Origin of the sequence: Streptomyces sp. NPDC048257 (genome assembly GCF_043201855.1) — a bacterium.
Classification (GTDB): Bacteria; Actinomycetota; Actinomycetes; order Streptomycetales; family Streptomycetaceae; genus Streptomyces.
This window is the reverse complement of record NZ_JBICZI010000011.1, coordinates 193,232-211,163: the sequence shown is the minus strand read 5'-3', so window position 1 is coordinate 211,163 and position 17,932 is coordinate 193,232. Positions and strand designations below refer to the sequence as shown.

Genomic DNA, 17,932 nt, shown 5'->3' with positions numbered 1-17,932 from the left:
TTGAGTTCTCAAGGAACGGACGCTTCCTTTGTACTCACCCTCGCGGGTTTTCCTCCGGGCTTTCGTTCTGTTCTTGCGTTTCCGACTCTATCAGACTCTTTCGTGTCCGACTTCCTCGGTGCTTTCCAGGTATTCGCTTTCGCGTTTTCCCTTTCCGGCGGTCCCGACTCTATCAGTGGTTTTCCGTCTCCCTGACCACTCGCCGCATTGCCGAATAGGCATACGAAAAGAGGGAAGAGATCAAGATCGATACTGAAGAGGAGGAGTCCCGTCCATCGGCCGTTCGCGAGAAGTTCACACGAGGCGTCCTGGCGGGAGTCACGACAGTACAGCTCTGGGGGTGCCCAAGCAAATCGATTAAGGCGTATGGTCTAGTCCACCGGTCTAGTCCACTAGTCTCCGTGCCGAAGGGCCAGCCCGGATCGGGACCAACATCGGGCGAACCCAAACATCTTGTGCCATATCCTTCTGAAGAGTACGCCGTTCGCGACAGGTAGTGACGGCGACACGAAGAGCCCCACCCCTGGGAGGCCCCCATGACCAGCGTGACGTCCCCACTTGCCGGGCGCGCCATCGGACTCGCGGCAGTGCCCGATCCGGTGTTCTCCGGCGCGATGGTGGGACCGGGCACCGCTATTGATCCCGTGCGCGAGCCCTCGGAGGCGGTGTCCCCCGTAGATGGTGTGGTCGTCTCCCTGCACCCGCACGCGTACGTAGTCGTCGACGGCGAGGGTCACGGTGTACTCACGCACCTCGGGATCGACACGGTTCAGCTCAACGGCGAGGGCTTCGAGCTCCTCGTGAACAAGGGCGACACCGTGACCCGCGGCCAGACCGTCATCCGCTGGAACCCCGCTGCGGTCGAGGCAGCCGGCAAGTCGCCGATCTGCCCCGTCGTGGCGCTCGAGGCAACGGCCGATTCCCTCTCCGACGTCGTCGAGTCCGGCGACGTGAAGGCTGACGACGCTCTCTTCAGCTGGCAGTGACGCGTCCGCCTGTACGGGCGGGTCGGACATCCACCGCGGCGGCTCGGCCCGCCGCTCAATCGGAGACGGGTGAAATGGAGACAACGCTGCGAGGCGTCGGCGTGAGCCACGGGGTGGCGATCGGCGAGGTGCGGCACATGGGCACGGCGGTTCTGGAGCCGCCGGCCAGGCAGATCACCTCGGATGAGGCGGCGCGCGAACAGGGGCGCGCCCGTCAGGCCGTGAGTGCCGTGGCGGCCGATCTGATCGCGCGTGGCCAGCTGGCCGGTGGCGAGGCCCAGCACGTGCTCGAGGCCCAGGCGATGATCGCCGAGGACCCCGAGCTGATGGCGGACGTCGACCGGCGGATCGCCGTCGGGAGCACCGCCGAACGCGGTGTGTACGACGCGTTCGCCGCGTACCGCGACCTGCTCGCGGGGGCCGGGGAGTACATGGCCGGCCGCGTGGCCGACCTGGACGACGTGCGCAACCGCATCGTGGCGCGGCTGCTGGGTGTCCCGATGCCAGGTGTGCCGGACAGCGACGAGCCGTACGTGCTGATCGCGCGGGACCTGGCGCCCGCCGATACCGCTCTGCTCGACCCGGCGCTGGTCCTCGGTTTCGTGACCGAGGAGGGCGGGCCGACCAGCCACAGCGCGATCCTCGCGCGGGCGCTGGGCGTGCCGGCGATCGTGGCGCTGCCGGGTGCCGGTGAGATCGCCGAGGGCACGGTGATCGCGGTGGACGGCAGCACGGGTGACCTGTTCGTCGAACCGTCTCCGGAGAAGCGGGCCGAGCTGGAGGCCGCGGCCGCCGAGCGCCGGGCGGCGCTGGCCGCCTCGTCCGGTCCCGGTGCGACCTCCGACGGTCACAAGGTGCCGCTGCTGGCCAACGTCGGCGGGCCCGCCGACGTGCCGGCCGCCGTCGAGGCCGGGGCTGAGGGTGTGGGTCTGTTCCGCACCGAGTTCCTGTTCCTGGACGACAGCAAGCAGGCGCCGTCCGAGGAAAAGCAGGTCGAGTCCTACCGCAAGGTGCTCGAGGCCTTCCCCGAGGGCCGTGTCGTCGTCCGGGTGCTCGATGCCGGCGCCGACAAGCCGCTGGACTTCCTGACTCCGGGCGACGAGCCCAACCCGGCGCTGGGCGTGCGCGGGCTGCGCTCGCTGCTGGACCACCCCGACGTGCTGCGGACGCAGCTCACCGCTCTGGCCAAGGCGGCCGAGGGGCTGCCGGTCTACCTCGAGGTCATGGCCCCGATGGTCGCCGACCGCATCGATGCCAAGGCCTTCGCGGACGCCTGCCGGGAGGCCGGTCTGAAGGCGAAGTTCGGGGCGATGGTGGAGATCCCCTCCGCCGCGCTGCGGGCGCGCTCGATCCTCCAGGAAGTCGAGTTCCTGTCGCTGGGTACGAACGACCTGGCCCAGTACGCCTTCGCCGCCGACCGCCAGGTCGGCGCCGTGTCCCGGCTCCAGGATCCGTGGCAGCCGGCGCTGCTCGACCTGATCGCCATGTCGGCGGATGCCGCCAAGGCGGAGGGCAAGAGCTGTGGTGTCTGTGGCGAGGCCGCTTCCGACCCGCTGCTGGCCTGTGTGCTGACCGGTCTGGGTGTCACCTCTCTTTCGATGGGTGCCGCTTCGATTCCCTATGTGCGGGCGACGCTCGCCAAGTACACGCTGGCGCAGTGTGAGCGTGCCGCGGCGGCCGCCCGTGCGGTGGACAGTGCCGAAGAGGCCCGTAAGGCCGCGCAGGCGGTGCTGTCCGGCGAGTAGCCGGGTGGTGCGGTGTCGTTTCGAGGGGCCTTCGCCGGTGGCGAGGGCCCCTCGGTCCGTCCGGGACCGGTCAGTGGTGGGGTCCGGGTGCGTCGACCTCGTACCCGGGGCAGTATTCGACGCCCGGTTCGGGGGCGACGGGGTCTCCGGTGTCGGCGTCGGTGCAGTAGGCGTTGAAGACGGCCGCGGCCGAGAGGGCGGTGAGCCGGCCGCGGTCCAGGCGCCAGCCGTGGACCCGGTCCCGGTGGCCTTCGGCGGTGGTGCGCACCACCAGTCCCCCGGGTCCGCCGAGGGCGAGCCCGGCGGCGAGGACCGTCACGAAGTCGAGGCCTTCCCGTCCCTCGATGCGGGGTGGGGCGTCCGGGTCGTCGGTGGTGTCGGCGTGCAGGACGGCGACGAGTTGCTGTGCCTCGGTCGGGACGCTGCAGACGAAGTGGTGGTGGCCGGGGCCGGCGCCGGCCACGAGGCGTTTGAGGGCGTCGGTGGCGCGTTCGAAGGAGGCCTGGCCGATGTCCTCGCCGCAGTCGGCGCAGCGGCCGACTTCCGCGAGGAGCCCGGTGGCGTACTCCCAGGTGGCCTGGCGGACGGCCTCGTCGACGAGGAGCGGGACGAGCTCGTCGATGGGCTGGCCGGCATAGGGAAGGACGGCGCCGCTGCCGGCCAGTTCGGCGGTGAAACGGGCGCGGGTCTCCACGGTGTCGGGGTCGAGGCCGTGCTCCCCGCAGTACTCGGCGTACTCGTCGGGATCGAAGAGGGCGACGGTGGTGTGGATGCCTTGGGCCGCGAGGGACCGGAGGAGGCCGTCCACGTGGTGGAGGTAGTCCTGGTGGTCGTCGAAGGTGAAGCTGCGGTAGCCGCGCATGGCCGCGAAGTCCCCGGCGTCGGCCAGCAGGCCGATGGTGCCGGGGACCTCGCGGCGCAGTGTGCGGCGCCGGTCGGTGGTGCGGGTCCGGTGCGTACCGGTGGTGTCGTTCCTGCGTGGCATGGCTCCCCCTGAGTGACGCAATCGCTTGCTCACTCAGAGTAGTCAACGCCACTGACAGTGACCTCAGCCGCTGGTGCGGGTGCGGGCCAGCTCCTCGTAGAAGGGGAGGAGGTCGAGGTTGTCGACGGAGCCCGGGTTGACGGCCTTGGCCAGGGGCGCGCCCTGCAGGAGGCGCTTGACCGGGACCTCGATGCGCTTGCCGGTGAGGGTGTGCGGGATGCCCGGGACCTCGATGACCTCGTCGGGGACGTGGCGCGGGGAGAGTTCCTCGCGGATCGTCGCCTTGATGCGGGCGCGCAGGTCGTCGTCGAGGGTGGCGCCGGGGACCAGGTGCACGAAGAGCGGCATCCAGTAGCCGCCGTTCGGCTCCTCCAGGCCGATGACCAGGGATTCCTTGATCTCGGGGAGGCGTTCGACGGCCTCGTAGATGTCAGCGGAGCCCATCCGGACGCCCTGGCGGTTGAGGGTGGAGTCGGAGCGGCCGTGGATGATCACCGAGCCGTGGTCGGTGATCGTGATCCAGTCCCCGTGGCGCCAGACGCCCGGGAACATCTCGAAGTAGCTGTCGCGGTAGCGGCTGCCGTCGGGGTCGTTCCAGAAGTGGATCGGCATGGACGGCATGGGGTTGGTGACGACGAGCTCGCCGACCTCGCCGATGGCGGGCTTGCCGGAGGGGTCCCAGGACTGGAGGTCCGTGCCGAGGCAGGCGGCCTGGAGTTCGCCGATGTGCACCGGGAGGGTGGGGACGGCGCCCGCGAAGCAGCTGCACACGTCGGTGCCGCCGCTGACGGATGCGATCCAGAGGTCCTCGGCGACCTCCTCGTGGAGCCAGCGGAAGCCGTCGGGCGGGAGCGGGGAGCCGGTGGTGGCCACGCACTTCACGGCGGAGAGGTCGAAGTCGCGGGCCGGGTGGACCTCGGCCTTGCGGCAGGCCATGACGTAGGCGGCGGAGGTGCCGTACAAGGTGGCCCGGGTGCGCTCGGCGATGCGCCACTGGGCGCCCGTGTCGGGGTAGCCCGGGCTGCCGTCGTAGAGAACGACGGTCGTACCGGTGAGCAGTCCGGAGACGAGGAAGTTCCACATCATCCAGCCGGTGGAGGTGTACCAGAAGAACCGGTCCTCGGGGCCGAGGTCGCAGTGCAGGCCGAGCTGCTTGAGGTGTTCGAGGAGGATGCCGCCCTGGGACTGGACGATGGCCTTGGGGAGGCCGGTCGTACCGGAGGAGTACAGCACCCAGAGCGGGTGATCGAAGGGGACCGCCTCGAAGACGGGCTCGGTGTCGCCCGAGGTGAGGGCGGACCACTCCAGGGCGTCTTCCGGGGCCGGCGTGCCGAGGAGCGGGATGTGGACGACGGCGCGCAGGGAGGGGAGCTCCGCGCGGAGCTCGGCGACGGTGTCGCGGCGGTCGTGCTCCTTGCCGCCGTAGCGGTAGCCGTCCACGGCGAACAGGACGACCGGCTCGACCTGCTGGAAGCGGTCGAGGACGCTGCGGGCGCCGAAGTCGGGGGCGCAGGAGGTCCAGACACCGCCGACGGCGGCGGTGGCGAGGAGGGCGACGGCGGCCTCGGGGATGTTGGGTAGGTAGCCGCTGATGCGGTCGCCGGGGCGTACGCCGAGGGCGCGCAGTTCGGCGGCGAGCGACCCGACCTGGCGGCGGAGCTCGGCCCAGGTGACGGGGACGGTCTCGTGGGTCTCGTCGACGTACAGCAGGGCGGGGGCGTCGGCGCGGGCCGGGTCCTCGGCGGCGCGCAGCGCGTGCTCGGCGTAGTTGAGGGTGGCTCCGGTGAACCAGCGTGCGCCGGGCATGGAGCGGTCGGCGAGGACGGACTCGTAGGGGGTGGTGAAGCGGACGTCGAACCACTCGGCGACGGCCTGCCAGAAGGTGTCGAGTTCGTCGACGGACCAGCGGTGCAGGGCGGGGTAGCCGCCTTCGGCGGGGGCTCCGTGGCGCTCGGCGGCCCAGGCCTGGAAGGCGGTGATCCGGGCCGCGGCGATCCGGTCGGGGCCCGGCGCCCAGAGGGGTTCCGGCTGCGTGGCTGAGGTCATGGGTGGGCTCCCGGTCAAGTCTGCGGCTCGCGCTTCGTGTGCGTACGGTGCCATCGCGCGGGGGTGTGGGCGCGGCGGCTCACAGGGACCATGCCATGTGATCGTCCGCTGCACCAGGGCTGTCCTGGCGGGTCGGGTGATCGGCGCGGGGGCACCGCTGCCGGGTGAACGGCAGCTGAACGCCGTCCCCTCGGCCGGGGGCCGGTGGCAGGGTGAGCGGCATGAACGGTCGTGATCTGGTACGTGCGGTGAAGGACTTGGGTACGGAGCGCGGGCGGCGCGCCTGGCGCTCGGCGTGGCGCCACCGGCGCGCGGACGCGGTGGGGCTCCAGCGCCGGGGCGCGGAGCGGGCGCGCGTGCCGGGGCTGCTGACCGGTACGGAGGCCCGTCCGGGCGGGGGTGTGCTGCGGTTCGCGCGCTCGGAGCTGCTGGTGCGGGTCACGGTGGGCGGCGCGGTGTTCTGGAGCTGGGACGGGGCCGGGCCGACGCCCTCGTACGCGGTGGTGGGCGACGGGCCCGAGCCGGATCCGCGGGCCGGGCTGGAGCCGGACACCGGGGGCGGCTGGCGGGTGGTGTCGGAGCGGGTGACCGTGGCGGTGTCCCGGCACGGGGCGGTGGAGGTGCGGACGCCGGGCGGGGCGGTGCTGCGGCGGGAGGCGCCACCGCGGTGGTGGGAGCCGGTGGATCCGCGGATGGGCGGGGCGCGGTGGCTGCAGCGGAGCGAGGTGGCGGCGGACGCGCGGTTCTTCGGGCTGGGCGGGCGGGCGGCGGGGCCGCGGCTGCGCGACGGGGCGTACCGGCTGTGGAACACGGATCCCAAGGGGGGTTTCGGGCCGCGGGTCGATCCGCTGTACCTGACGATGCCGGTGCAGATGGTGGTGGCGGACGCGGGGACGCACCTGGTGTTCCACGACAACTCGTGGGACGGGCGGGTGGTGCTGCGCGAGGGTGAGGAGGGCGCCGGTTCGGGCGCGGACCGGCCGGGGACGAGCGTGCTGCGGATGGAGGGCGGGCCGCTGCGGTGCTGGGTGCTGGTCGGTACGCCGGCGCGGGTGCTGCAGGGGTGGTCGGGGCTGACGGGTGCCGCCGCGGTGCCGCCGGAGTGGGCACTGGGTTACCAGCACGCGCGGTGGGGGTTCGGGAGCGCGGACGAGGTGCGGCGGGTGGTGGCGGGGTACGCGTCGCGCGGGCTTGCGCTGTCGGCCGTCCACCTGGACATCGACCACTACGACGGGCACCGGGTCTTCACGGTGGACGAGGAGCGGTTCCCCGATCTGCCGGACCTGGCACGGGAGTTGCAGGAGCTGGGGGTGCGGCTCGTGTCGATCGTGGACCCGGCGGTGAAGGCGGGCGACGGGGTGCACACGTCGGGGCTGGCGGTGGGGACGGGCGGCGCCTTCGTACGGGACGCGCGGGGTCAGGAGGTGCGCGGTGAGGTGTGGCCGGGCGAGTGCGCGTACCCGGACTTCACGGATCCGGCGGTGCGGGAGTGGTGGGGCGGGCTGTACGAGGAACGGCTCGCGCAGGGCTTCGCCGGCTTCTGGCACGACATGAACGAACCCGTGTCCTTCGCGCCGTTCGGGGACAACACGCTGCCGAGGTCCGCGCGGCACGCGCTGGAGGGGGCGGGCGGCGACCACCGCGAGGGGCACAACGTGTACGCGCTGGGGATGGCGCGGGCGGGGTGGGAGGGGCTGGTGCGGCTGCGGCCCGCCGAGCGGCCGTTCCTCTTCTCGCGGTCGGGGTGGGCGGGGGTGCAGCGGTACGGGGGCACATGGTCGGGGGATGTGGAGTCCAGCTGGGAGGGGTTGCGGGTCTCGCTGGCGCTGGTGCTGGGGCTCGGGCTGTGCGGGGTGCCGTACTCGGGCCCGGACGTCGGCGGCTTCGGGGGGTCCCCGTCGCCGGAGTTGTACGTGCGGTGGCTGCAACTGGGGGCCTACCTGCCGCTGTTCCGGACCCACTCGGCGATCTGGGCGGGGCGGCGGGAGCCGTGGGAGTTCGGGCCGGAGGTGGCGGAGCAGGCCGCGGCGGTGATGGCGGAGCGGGAGCGGCTGCGGCCGTATTTCGTGACGCTGGCCCATCTGGCACGGCGGACGGGCGCCCCGTACGTGCGGCCGGTGTGGTGGGGAACGCCGGAGGAGCGGCAGTTGCGGGACTGCGAGGACGCGTTCCTGCTGGGCGATGCGCTGCTGGTGGCGCCGGTGCTGGAGTGCGGGGCGGACCGGCGGGCGGTGCGGCTGCCTCGGGGCCGCTGGTACGACACGGCGACGGGGGCGGCGTACGAGGGCCCGGGCCAGATCCTGCTGGACGCCCCGCAGGGCCGGATCCCGGTGCTGGCACGGGCGGGGGCCCTGCTGCCGGTGCGTGCCGCCTCCGGCGACGGGGTGGAGCTGGAGGTCTGGGCCCCGGCGCGGGGGCGTACGGGGGGCGGGGTGGTGATCCGGGACCCGGGGCCGGGCTTCGGGGCGGGCGAGGTGGAGCGGTACACGGTGCGGTGGGTGGGGGACGCGGTGCTGGTGGAGGACGAGGCGGGCGCGCCGGTGGCGGGGGTCACCGTACGGGGGCTGTAGCGGGACGGGCCCGGGGCCCTGTCCCGCTGCACCGTCGCCGTGCCGGCGTACCCAGCCGATCACGCAACCATTGGTTGCACATCAGTCGGACGTGGGCTAGCTTTATATGCAACCGAAGGTTGCGAAAGATGGAGACGGCCATGGACTACGAGAGCACGGAGTACGGGAGCATCGAGCGCGAGCTGCACATCGACGCCTCGCCCGAGGTGGTGTTCGAGGTGCTCAGCAGCCCCGAGCACATCCGGGAGTGGTGGAGCGCCGAGACCGCCTTCGAGCCGGCCGCAGGTGCGACGGGCCGCCTCACATGGACGGACGCGGAGACCGGCCGGCACGAGACCGCACCGTTCACGGTCGTGGCGGCCGACCCGCCCCGGCTGTTCTCGTTCCGCTGGATCTACGACGAGGCGGAGGCGGCCGCTCCCGGCAACTCGCTGCTGGTGACCTTCGAGCTCGTCCCGGAGGGTGCGGGGACCACGGTCCGCTTCCGCGAGAGCGGTTACCGCGAGCGGGGCTGGGAGGCCGCCGTGCTGGAAGCCCACTACAACGACCACCGGCAGGGCTGGGACCTCTACCTGCCGCGCCTGGTCGCGACCGCAGACCGGCTGGCGGCCGCGCGATGAACACCTCCGTCGACGACGACCTCTGGTCCGCGATAGGGGACCCGACCCGGCGCCGCATGATCGACCTCCTGCTGGCCGAGGGCCAGGGGACCGCGACGACGCTCAGCGCGCAGCTGCCGGTGACCCGGCAGGCCGTGACCAAACACCTGACCGTGCTCGACCGGGTCGGACTCGTCCGGTCCGCGCCGTCGGGACGGGAGAAGCGCTACCGGGTGGACGAGGCCCAGCTGGCCCGTGCCGTGGCACAGCTGAACTCCGTCGGCGAAACGTGGGACGCCCGCCTGCGGCGCGTCAAGAGCCTGGCCGAGGCGATCCAACGAGACAGGAACACGCAGAGGCAATCCGAGGAGTAAGGAGACGGAGATGGTGGACATCCTGCACCGGGTCGGAATCACGGCGAGCCCGGAGAAGGTCTACGAAGCGCTCACCACGGTCGAGGGTCTGGCCGCGTGGTGGACGACCGACACGAGCGGGAACGGCGACGGCGTCCTCGAGTTCCGCTTCGGTGACGTCGGCGGCTTCGACATGAAGGTTCTCGACCTGCGGCCGAACGCCCGGGTGCTGTGGGAGGTGGTCGACGGCCCGGCCGAGTGGGTGGGGACCACGGTGGGATTCGAGCTGGCCCGGGAAGGCGAGTGGACGATCCTCCTGTTCACGCACGCGGGCTGGCGCGAACCGGTCGAGTTCATGAACCACTGCAGCACCAAGTGGGCGGTCTTTCTGATGAGCCTGAAGTCCCTGGTGGAGACGGGCACCGGCGCGCCGCATCCGCGCGATGTACAGATCGGCAACTGGCACTGATCCGGCACCTGCCGCTGTCCCCCTGGCGCCGTCGCCGGACTCAGGCGTACGAGCCCGCGAACCAGGATGCCGCCGCCTGGGTGTGGAGGGGGAAGGCCAGGACGGACGGGGAGCGCAGGATGCGCCAGCCCGTGGTCTCCTCCGTCGGCTTCGAGGCGGGGAGGTCGGCGGCCGGGCGGGGCGGGAGGAGGCCGAAGAGGAGGAGGTGGCCGGCCGGCGAGCTCAGGGCGTCGGCCAGGGTGACCTCCGCGGCCGGGGCGGTGATGCCGGTCTCCTCGAAGAGTTCGCGGACGACCGCGTCGCGCCAGTCCTCGCCGAAGTCGATGAAGCCACCGGGGAGGGCGATACCGCCGAGGGCCGGTTCGATGGTGCGGGTGATGACCACGAGGCCGGTGCCTTCCGCGTCCTCGACGGGGAGGAGGGTGACGGCCACCGGGAGCGGGTTGCGGTAGGCACTCGCCCCGCAGGCCTGGCAGGAACGGGGCCACGTAGGGGTGGAGTACGGCGCTCCGCAGGTGGAGCAGTGCGAGTCCTTCAGGTGTGCCGGCATTCGGCGATGGTATGCCAAGGGATATGCGGATGACGGCTGTTGTGGGGCTGCTCGCGGTGCTGGCCGGCGGGGCGGCGGCGCCGGACGGGTTCGTGGTGCTGCGCGAGGTGGATCCGAGCATCGGGCAGGACATGCGGTACGCCGGAGTGCGGAATTTCACCGGCGGGGTGGTGGACGGGTATGACGAGCCGGAGTGCCTGCTCGCGCGGCCCGCGGCCGAGGCGTTGCGCCGGGCGCAGCGGCGGCTGCTGCGGCGCGGCTACTCACTGCGGGTGTACGACTGCTACCGGCCGCAGCGGGCGGTGGACCGGTTCGTGCGGTGGGCGGGCGCGGCGGACGGTCCGGGCGACCGGGAGGCGAAGGCGGAGTTCCATCCGCACGTGGAGCGCAGTCGGCTGATCCCCGAGGGGTACATCGCGGAGAGGTCCGGGCACAGCCGCGGGAGCACGCTGGATGTGACCCTGGTGGAACTCCCGGGCCGGGAGGTCGACATGGGGACCCCCTTCGACTTCTTCGATCCGCTCTCGCACACCGACGATCCGCGGGTCACGGGCGCCGCCCGCGCCAACCGGCAGTTGCTGAAGCGGGTGCTGGGCGAGCAGGGCTTCGTGAACCTGCCCGAGGAGTGGTGGCATTTCACGTACCGGCCCGAGGCCTATCCCGACACGTATTTCGACTTCCCCGTCGCTGTCGCCGCCGTGCGGCCGTGAGTACCGTGCCCGCATGACTTTCAGCTCGTACGAGGAGTTCTGGCCGTACTACGTCGCGATGCACTCGCGCGCCGCCACCCGCTGGGTCCATCTCACCGGCACGCTCACCGGTCTGGCCGTGACCGCCTACGGGCTGGCGCGCGGCCGCAGGCGCTACCTCGCCGCCCTTCCCCTGATCGGGTACGGGACGGCCTGGCCCGCGCACTTCCTGATCGAGAGGAACAATCCGGCGACCTTCGGCCATCCGGGCTGGTCACTGCGCGGGGACGCGCAGATGATCCGGATGATGCTGGCCGGGCGGGACGCGGAGCTGGGCGTGATCGCCCGGAAGTGGCTGGCGGAGAACGGGTGCCCCTGAGACGCCACCCGTGACAGACTTCTGACGCTCCGTCAGTTGTCTGGCATGGGAGGGATCTTGACACGCACACGTACACCCGTGGTGAGCGGGTGGTTCACCGGGTCCGCCGCGGACGGCGGCTTCCGGCTGCTCGGCACCCGGTGCTCGGCCTGCACCGCGGTGTTCTTCCCGCGCGAGGACGCGCACTGCCGCAATCCGCACTGCGGCGGCGACGGCGAGCTCCTCGAGGTGCCGCTGTCCCCGCGGGGCCGGGTCTGGTCCTACACCGACGGGCGCTACCGGCCGCCCGCGCCGTACGTGTCCGACCCGGCCACGCCCTGGGAGCCGTACACGCTGGTCGCGGTCGAGCTGGCGGCCGAGGGGATCGTGGTGCTGGGGCAGGCCGCGCCCGGGGTGGGCGTCGCCGATCTGGCGGTCGGGATGGAGGTCGAGGTGGTCGGGGGCGTGCTCGGCGAGGACGCCGGGACCGTCTGGACCACCTGGCAGTTCCGGCCGGTGGGAGGCATCGGGTGAGCGCCGACATCGCCGTCCTCGGGGCCGGTATGCACCCCTGGGGCAAATGGGGCCGCCGTTTCGTCGAGTACGGGCGGACCGCCGCGCGGGCGGCACTGGCCGACGCGGGACTGGACTGGACGGACGTGCAGTCGATCGTCGGCGCCGCCACCGTGCGCTCCGGCTACCCGGGCTACGTGGCCGGAGCCACCTTCGCCCAGGCCCTCGGCTGGCAGGGCGCACGGGTGACCAGCGTGTACGCGGCCTGCGCGTCCGGCGCCCAGGCGATCGGGGCGGCCCGCGCGCAGATCCTGGCGGGCCTGGCCGACGTGGTGCTCGTGGTCGGCGCGGACGCCGCCCCCAAGGGGTTCTTCGCACCGGCGGGCGGCGACCGCCCCGACGATCCGGACTGGCTGCGGTTCCGCGTACTGGGTGCCACGAATCCGGCGTACTTCGCGCTCTACGCCCGTCGCCGGATGGCGCTGCACGGGGACACCCTGGAGGACTTCGCCCGGGTCAAGGTGAAGAACGCGGCGGCCGGGCTCCTCAATCCGCATGCCCGCTACCGCAAGAGCGTCACCGCCGAGGAGGTCGCGGCCTCGGCCGTGGTCGCCGATCCGCTCCGGCTGCTCGACATCTGCGCGACCTCCGACGGGGGCGCGGCGCTGGTGCTCACCAGCATGGACTTCGCGCGGGCGCGCGGGGTGGCCGATCCGGTGCGGATCCGGGCCGTGTCGACGGTGACGCCCACGTATCCGCGGACGGTGCTGGACCTGCCGGACATCGCCACCGACTCGGCGGTGGCCGTGGCGCCGGCGGCCGGGTCCTTCCGGTCCTCGATCGCACGCGCCGCCTACGAGGAGGCGGGGCTCGGCCCGGACGACCTCTCGCTCGCCGAGGTGTACGACCTGTCCACCGCCCTGGAACTGGAGTGGTACGAGGACATCGGGCTGTGCGGGGAGGGTGAGGGGGCCAAGCTCGTCCGGGAGGGGGCGACGGCCCTCGGCGGCCGGATCCCGGTCAACACCAGTGGCGGGCTGGCCTCCTTCGGGGAGGCGGTGCCGGCGCAGGCGATCGCTCAGGTGTGTGAGCTGACCTGGCAGTTGCGCGGTTCGGCCGGGGACCGGCAGGTGCCCGGCGCGCGGGCCGGGATCACCGCCAACCAGGGGTTGTTCGGGCACGGGTCGGCCGTCGTCGCCGTGCGCTGAACAGCCGGTGTCGTCCGAACGCTTGACGGCCCCCGGCGGCAGGTTCACACTCGCTCCACAGTCCCGCGCCGCGACCGGGACCCGAGACCCCCCGTGAGAGCTGCGGCCCGTACCCCAGTCGGCGGGGGTACGGGTCGCCTCCATGTCGGGCCCGCTGTACGGGCCCTCGTACTCGGCCGCCCACGGGGCGCGGGGTCAGGCCCCCGCCGAGAGGCTGCGGCGCCGCTCGCGCGCCAGGGACATCGCGTGCTCCACGACCCCCACCAGCACGTCCTTCACGGATTCCCGGTCCCGCGCGTCGCACAGCAGCACCGGTACCCCGGGATCGAGGTCGAGTGCCGTCCGTACGGTCACCACGGGGTGCCGGTCGGCTCCGTCGAAGCAGTTGACCGCGACCACGAACGGGATCGCGCGCCGTTCGAAGTAGTCGATGGCGGCGAAACAGTCGGCGAGGCGACGGGTGTCCGCGAGGACGACGGCGCCGAGCGAACCCTGCGCCAGCTCGTCCCACAGGAACCAGAAGCGGTCCTGTCCGGGCGTGCCGAACAGGTACAGCACCAGGTCCTCGCGGAGCGTGATGCGCCCGAAGTCCATGGCCACGGTGGTGGTGCTCTTGCCCTCCACTCCCCCGGTGTCGTCGACACCGACACCCGGCTCGGAGAGCCGTTCCTCGGTGCGCAGGGGTCTGATTTCGCTCACCGCACTGACCAGGGTGGTCTTGCCCACCCCGAAGCCGCCCGCGACCAGGATCTTCAAGGTCAGCGGTTCGACCGGCGACACCGCGTGCATGGCACCGGTGCGGCTAAAGCGCCCGAAGGCCATCGATCACCTCACGCAGAATGGATTCATCAGGCAGTTCGGCCGGCGGTACCGGCCTGGTCACGTGGACCAGTTCCTCGTCGGCCAGGTCGCCGATCAGGACGCGGACGACCCCGACGGCGAGGTCGAGATCGGCCGCGAGTTCGGCGACCGACTGTGGTCGGCCCCGGCACAGCCCGAGGATGTGGGCGTGTTCCGGGGAGAGGGTCATGTCCCAGACCGGATCGTCGGCCGCCGGTTCGGCGACGACGAGCGCGATCAGGTCGAGGCGGTGCTGGCCCGCGTGGCTGGTCCGGCCGCGGGTCATGGCGTACGGGCGGACGACGGGCCCCGCGTCGTCGTCGAACCAGTGCGCGTGGTCGGGGTCCAGCTGGTCGGGGTCGGAGTAGGACGGGTCGACGGGGAAACCGGCGGGGATGTCCGTGGGGTGGTCCTGGCCTGAATCACTCATGCCCTACGACTCACCCTCCGGCTGGCAGCCCGGTGCGCGGGGCGGTCGCCAGGTGGTCGCCGACGCGCTTGACCATCAGCGTCATCTCGTAGGCCACCTGACCGACGTCGGAGTCGGCGTCGGCCAGAACGGCCAGGCAGCTGCCGTCGCCCGCGGCCATGACGAAGAGGAAGGCCTCGTCGAGCTCGACCACGGTCTGGCGGACCCGGCCGGAGTCGAAGTGCCGGCCGACGCCCTTGGCCAGGCTGTGGAAGCCGGAGGCGACCGCCGCCAGGTGCTCGCTGTCCTCGCGGGTCAGGTCCTTGGAGCTGCCGGTGGGCAGGCCGTCGCCGGAGAGGACCACCGCCTTGCGGATGGAGCCGACCCGGTCGACGAGCTCGTCGAGGAGCCAGTTGAGCGGGCCGGAGCCGCGGCCCCTGGTGTCGTTGCCGGTCTGCGGTGCGGTCATCGACCGTCCCCTTCGTTCTCGTTCGCGGGACCGCCGGCGGCGGATGTGCCTGCCCCGGTCTCGGACTTCTGCTGTGCGTGCTGGTTGCGGCCCGCGGTCCAGCCACGCTGGAGTGCGGACATGCGCGTACGTACGTCTTCCGCGTCGCGGTCGGCCACCTGGTCGGGGGCGGCTTCGGCGGGGGCGGCCGACTGGGTCTTCTTGAGCTGGGGCGCCAGGCTGGCCTGGCGGACCCGGCGGGGCAGCCCGCCGATGCCGGGGCCGGGTGCGGCGCCGGTGTCATCGGATCCGGCCGCGGAGGCCGGGGAGGGCTGCGGGACCACGGACACCGGGCGCTCCACCCGGCGGCCGTGATCGGCCACCAGGGTCGGGGTCGTGCGGCGCCGCGGCAGCGGTACGGCTCCCTGGGAGCGGGCGCCGTCCGGCCGTGAGGCCTCCACCCGCTGGGTGTCGAGCCGGACCGGCCCGGTGGGGGCGTGCGACTCGCGGTCGCGGTCCCCCTTGCGGGAGTCGTCGCGCGAGCCGCTGCGGGAACCGCCGCGCTCCGCGTGCCGGTCGGTGTGCGGCCGGTCCGCCGGGCGCAGGCCCAGGAGGGCACTGCGGGGGGTGCCGTTCGGCGGGGTCTCGTCGTCGAGGGTCGCCATGACGGGGCGGCCGGCGGCCCCGGTGCGGCTCGTGATCGCCGTGGGGGCGTCCTCGCGCACCGTGGGGTCGTCGAGGCCGTCCAGCCGGTCCAGGCCGCCGCCCACGAGCGGGGCCTCCAGTTCGACCGGGCCGCGCAGTTCGGCGACGGGCAGCGGGCGTCCGGACGGCGCACGCTCCATGACGGCGGGCGAGGGCCGCTCGGACGCGGTCCTGCCGAAGTGGCCGGGCTTGTCGGACCTGCCGGGCTTGACGGCGGCCCGGGCTCCGTCGAACCGTGCGCCCGAGCCGTTGGTCTCGGGAGCCTCGGTCAGCAGGGTCACGGGGAGGAAGACCACCGCGGTGGTGCCCCCGTACGGGCTGGGCTGCAGGACGACCTTGACGCCGTGGCGCTGCGCGAGGCGGCTGACGACGAACAGGCCGAGCCGGTCGGTGTCGGAGAGTTCGAACTCGGGGGTCTCGGCGAGCCGGAGGTTCGCGTCGAGCAGCGCTTCCGGGGTCATGCCGAGGCCGCGGTCGTGGATCTCCAGGGTGAAGCCGTTGGCGACGCGCTCGCCGTGCACCTGGACCGCGGTGTGCGGCGGCGAGAACACGGTGGCGTTCTCCAGGAGTTCGGCGATGAGGTGGGTGATGTCGGCGACGGCCGGGCCGACGATGCCCAGGCGCGTGAGGCGGCGTACCTCGATGCGCTCGTAGTCCTCGACCTCGGCGACGGCGGCGCGTACGACGTCCATCAGCTGGACGGGCTTGCGCCACTGGCGGGAGGGCGCGGCGCCGGACAGGATCACCAGGCCTTCGGCGTGCCGGCGCATGCGGGTGGTCATGTGGTCGAGGCGGAAGAGGTCGGCCAGCTCCTCGGTGTCCTCGGTGCGGCGTTCCATGGTGTCGAGGAGGGTCAGCTGGCGGTGCAGCAGCACCTGGTTGCGGCGGGCCAGGTTGACGAACACCTCGGAGACGCCGCGGCGCAGGTCGGCCTGCTTGACGGCGGCCTCGACGGCGGCGCGCTGGAGGGTGTTGAGGGCCTGGCCGACCTGGCCGACCTCGTCCTTCTCGTACTCGAGGTGGGGCGCCTCGGTCTCCACGTCCACGTGCTCGCCGGCGGCGAGGCGGCGCATCACGCTGGGCAGCCGGACGCCGGAGGCCTCGTGGGCATCCTTGCGGAGCCGGGACAGGTCGCGGACCAGGTCGCGGCCGATGCGCACGGAGAGGATCAGGGACACGATCAGGGCGAGGAAGCCGAGGACACCGGCGGCGGCGGCCTGGACCATGACGTTCCGGGCGACGGGCTCGATGCGCTCCTGGTAGCGGTCGCCGGCGGCGGTGTTCATGGCCGCCAGGTCGTCGAGGACCTTGGCGGAGGCCTCGTCCCACTGGGCAGCGGTGACGCTGCGCGGCTTGTTGACCGCGCCGCCGGCTATGAACCGGTCCTCGGCGTCGCGCAGGGGCTTGGTCTCGGGGTCCTTCCAGTACTGCTCGAAGCGCTCGCGGTCGTCGGCGGGGAGGGTCACGAGGTTGAACTCGTAGAGCAGCGTGCGGTTGGCGACGAAGTCGGAGACGTGGCGGACGTCGGGAGCGGTGACGTTGCGCGCGGCGAGGGCGGAGGCGACGACGGCGTCCTCGCGGGAGAGCAGTTCGCGGGCGCGGCTGATGCCGACGAGGGCGCGGCCTTCCTTGTCCACCTCCACGTTGTCGAGACCGTGGAGGTTCATGAGGAAGTCGTAGCAGGGGTCGACCAGCCGGTTGTAGAGCTCCAGGGCCTGGGTGGGGTCCACGGCGTTCTGGTCGACGGAGCGGCGCATGGAGCCGATGCCGTGGAAGGCGGAGACGATCGAGCGCAGGCGCTGGGCGCTCTGCGGGCTCAGCTCGTCGATGACCTTGGGGTCACGGGCACTGACGCTGATCTGCTCGACGGCCTCGTCGGTTTCGGCGCGCCGCTTGGTGAGTTCGGCCGTGGCCGTGGCGGCCCGGGGGTCGCCGAGGACGACGAGGGTCTGGCGCCGCTCCTTCTGGATGACGCGGACGACGTCCTCCACGGGGTAGCCGACCTTGTCGATGATGTAGGCCACGTCGAAGAGCTGAACGGCCTCACGGCCGGTGATGACTGTGGCGAAGCCCCAGAGGGCGGTCAGGGAGACGAGCGGCACAAGGAGCAACGCCACGATCTTCCGGCGGATGGACTTCCCGCGAAAGCGCATGGCCTCCCCAGCCTCCCCCAGGTCAACCCCGTTACCGGGGGTCGGTGTTCCGTCATTTAAACGGCGTGAGCCTACTACTGCTCCGGAGCAGCTTCGAAGGGGTGTCCGGACGTTTTCGGCCTGACCCCGGTGCGAAGATCACCAGTTGTCCGACACTTCCGGTCAAGAGCGGCCCGATATGTGGCAGATGACACTTGGTGGGGCGTCAGTTCCTGCAACCCGATGGATGGCTGGAATTATTCGTTCCGCGATCGTTCCGGCCCTGTGAAGGTATCCGCGATTCGGGAATCTCCGGGCGCCGCCGAA

Annotated in this window: 18 protein-coding genes; 11 read left to right on the top strand and 7 right to left on the bottom strand. The window is 72.2% G+C overall.

What is annotated here, in order from left to right; all coding sequences use genetic code 11:
• From ACGFZK_RS22685 to ptsP, 3 genes are all read left to right on the top strand, one after another.
• A partial coding sequence (locus tag ACGFZK_RS22685) for a hypothetical protein (RefSeq protein ID WP_393850682.1) occupies positions 1-195 on the top strand: 195 nt, incomplete at its 5' end.
• Between the two features lie 341 nt (positions 196-536).
• Positions 537-986, top strand: coding sequence for a PTS glucose transporter subunit IIA (locus ACGFZK_RS22680; protein WP_393850681.1), 450 nt, complete (start codon positions 537-539; stop codon positions 984-986).
• A 74-nt stretch (positions 987-1,060) separates the two neighbouring features.
• Entirely contained in the window at positions 1,061-2,731 is a 1,671-nt protein-coding gene (ptsP, locus tag ACGFZK_RS22675; RefSeq protein ID WP_393850680.1) for a phosphoenolpyruvate--protein phosphotransferase, read from the top strand.
• A 70-nt stretch (positions 2,732-2,801) separates the two neighbouring features.
• On the opposite strand, the gene ACGFZK_RS22670 is transcribed toward ptsP, so the two are convergent.
• Complete coding sequence (locus ACGFZK_RS22670; RefSeq protein ID WP_393850679.1) at positions 2,802-3,716, bottom strand: hypothetical protein; 915 nt, start codon at positions 3,714-3,716, stop codon at positions 2,802-2,804.
• A 63-nt stretch (positions 3,717-3,779) separates the two neighbouring features.
• Positions 3,780-5,762, bottom strand: a complete 1,983-nt coding sequence (locus tag ACGFZK_RS22665) for an acetoacetate--CoA ligase (protein ID WP_393850678.1) — start codon at positions 5,760-5,762, stop codon at positions 3,780-3,782.
• 221 nt (positions 5,763-5,983) lie between these two features.
• On the opposite strand from ACGFZK_RS22665, the gene ACGFZK_RS22660 reads away from it, so the two are divergent.
• From ACGFZK_RS22660 to ACGFZK_RS22645, 4 genes are all read left to right on the top strand, one after another.
• Positions 5,984-8,332 carry a TIM-barrel domain-containing protein gene (locus ACGFZK_RS22660; RefSeq protein ID WP_393850677.1) on the top strand — a complete coding sequence of 783 codons (2,349 nt, stop codon included), beginning with the start codon at positions 5,984-5,986 and terminating at the stop codon, positions 8,330-8,332.
• Positions 8,333-8,460: 128 nt separating this feature from the next.
• Positions 8,461-8,952 (top strand): SRPBCC family protein, encoded by a 492-nt coding sequence (locus ACGFZK_RS22655; RefSeq protein ID WP_393850676.1) that lies wholly within the window; start codon positions 8,461-8,463, stop codon positions 8,950-8,952.
• Positions 8,949-9,305, top strand: coding sequence for an ArsR/SmtB family transcription factor (locus tag ACGFZK_RS22650; protein WP_393850675.1), 357 nt, complete (start codon positions 8,949-8,951; stop codon positions 9,303-9,305). Before ACGFZK_RS22655 ends, ACGFZK_RS22650 begins: the two co-directional genes overlap by 4 nt.
• Positions 9,306-9,315: 10 nt before the next feature.
• On the top strand, positions 9,316-9,753 hold the full coding sequence (locus ACGFZK_RS22645; RefSeq protein ID WP_393850674.1) for an SRPBCC domain-containing protein: 438 nt from the start codon (positions 9,316-9,318) through the stop codon (positions 9,751-9,753).
• A 40-nt stretch (positions 9,754-9,793) separates the two neighbouring features.
• On the opposite strand, the gene ACGFZK_RS22640 is transcribed toward ACGFZK_RS22645, so the two are convergent.
• Positions 9,794-10,303, bottom strand: a complete 510-nt coding sequence (locus ACGFZK_RS22640) for an NUDIX domain-containing protein (RefSeq protein ID WP_393850673.1) — start codon at positions 10,301-10,303, stop codon at positions 9,794-9,796.
• A 29-nt stretch (positions 10,304-10,332) separates the two neighbouring features.
• Between ACGFZK_RS22640 and ACGFZK_RS22635 the strand changes: the two genes are divergently transcribed.
• Genes ACGFZK_RS22635 through ACGFZK_RS22620 form a run of 4 tightly spaced genes read left to right on the top strand, consistent with a single transcriptional unit; the run spans position 10,333 to position 13,071 of the window.
• Positions 10,333-11,013, top strand: a complete 681-nt coding sequence (locus ACGFZK_RS22635) for a M15 family metallopeptidase (protein WP_393850672.1) — start codon at positions 10,333-10,335, stop codon at positions 11,011-11,013.
• A 13-nt stretch (positions 11,014-11,026) separates the two neighbouring features.
• The gene (locus ACGFZK_RS22630; protein WP_393850671.1) at positions 11,027-11,371 is read left to right on the top strand and encodes an Mpo1-like protein; all 345 of its coding nucleotides are present in this window, start codon (positions 11,027-11,029) and stop codon (positions 11,369-11,371) included.
• 57 nt (positions 11,372-11,428) lie between these two features.
• Positions 11,429-11,884: a Zn-ribbon domain-containing OB-fold protein gene (locus ACGFZK_RS22625; protein WP_393850670.1), complete on the top strand. Its 456-nt coding sequence runs from the start codon at positions 11,429-11,431 to the stop codon at positions 11,882-11,884.
• The gene (locus ACGFZK_RS22620) at positions 11,881-13,071 is read left to right on the top strand and encodes a lipid-transfer protein (RefSeq protein ID WP_393850669.1); all 1,191 of its coding nucleotides are present in this window, start codon (positions 11,881-11,883) and stop codon (positions 13,069-13,071) included. The genes ACGFZK_RS22625 and ACGFZK_RS22620 overlap by 4 nt, the downstream gene beginning before the upstream one ends.
• 195 nt (positions 13,072-13,266) lie before the next feature.
• Here ACGFZK_RS22620 and ACGFZK_RS22615 read toward each other — a convergent pair whose 3' ends face one another.
• The 4 genes from ACGFZK_RS22615 to ACGFZK_RS22600 are packed head-to-tail and all read right to left on the bottom strand — an operon-like array spanning position 13,267 to position 17,626.
• Entirely contained in the window at positions 13,267-13,893 is a 627-nt protein-coding gene (locus ACGFZK_RS22615) for an ATP/GTP-binding protein (RefSeq protein WP_030016310.1), read from the bottom strand.
• Positions 13,874-14,308, bottom strand: coding sequence for a DUF742 domain-containing protein (locus ACGFZK_RS22610; protein ID WP_393850688.1), 435 nt, complete (start codon positions 14,306-14,308; stop codon positions 13,874-13,876). The genes ACGFZK_RS22615 and ACGFZK_RS22610 overlap by 20 nt, the downstream gene beginning before the upstream one ends.
• A 43-nt stretch (positions 14,309-14,351) precedes the next feature.
• Positions 14,352-14,789 carry a roadblock/LC7 domain-containing protein gene (locus tag ACGFZK_RS22605; RefSeq protein WP_030016314.1) on the bottom strand — a complete coding sequence of 146 codons (438 nt, stop codon included), beginning with the start codon at positions 14,787-14,789 and terminating at the stop codon, positions 14,352-14,354.
• A complete protein-coding gene (locus ACGFZK_RS22600; RefSeq protein WP_393850668.1) occupies positions 14,786-17,626 on the bottom strand; it encodes a nitrate- and nitrite sensing domain-containing protein in 2,841 nt (946 codons plus the stop codon). The genes ACGFZK_RS22605 and ACGFZK_RS22600 overlap by 4 nt, the downstream gene beginning before the upstream one ends.
• Positions 17,627-17,932 lie beyond the last annotated feature (306 nt).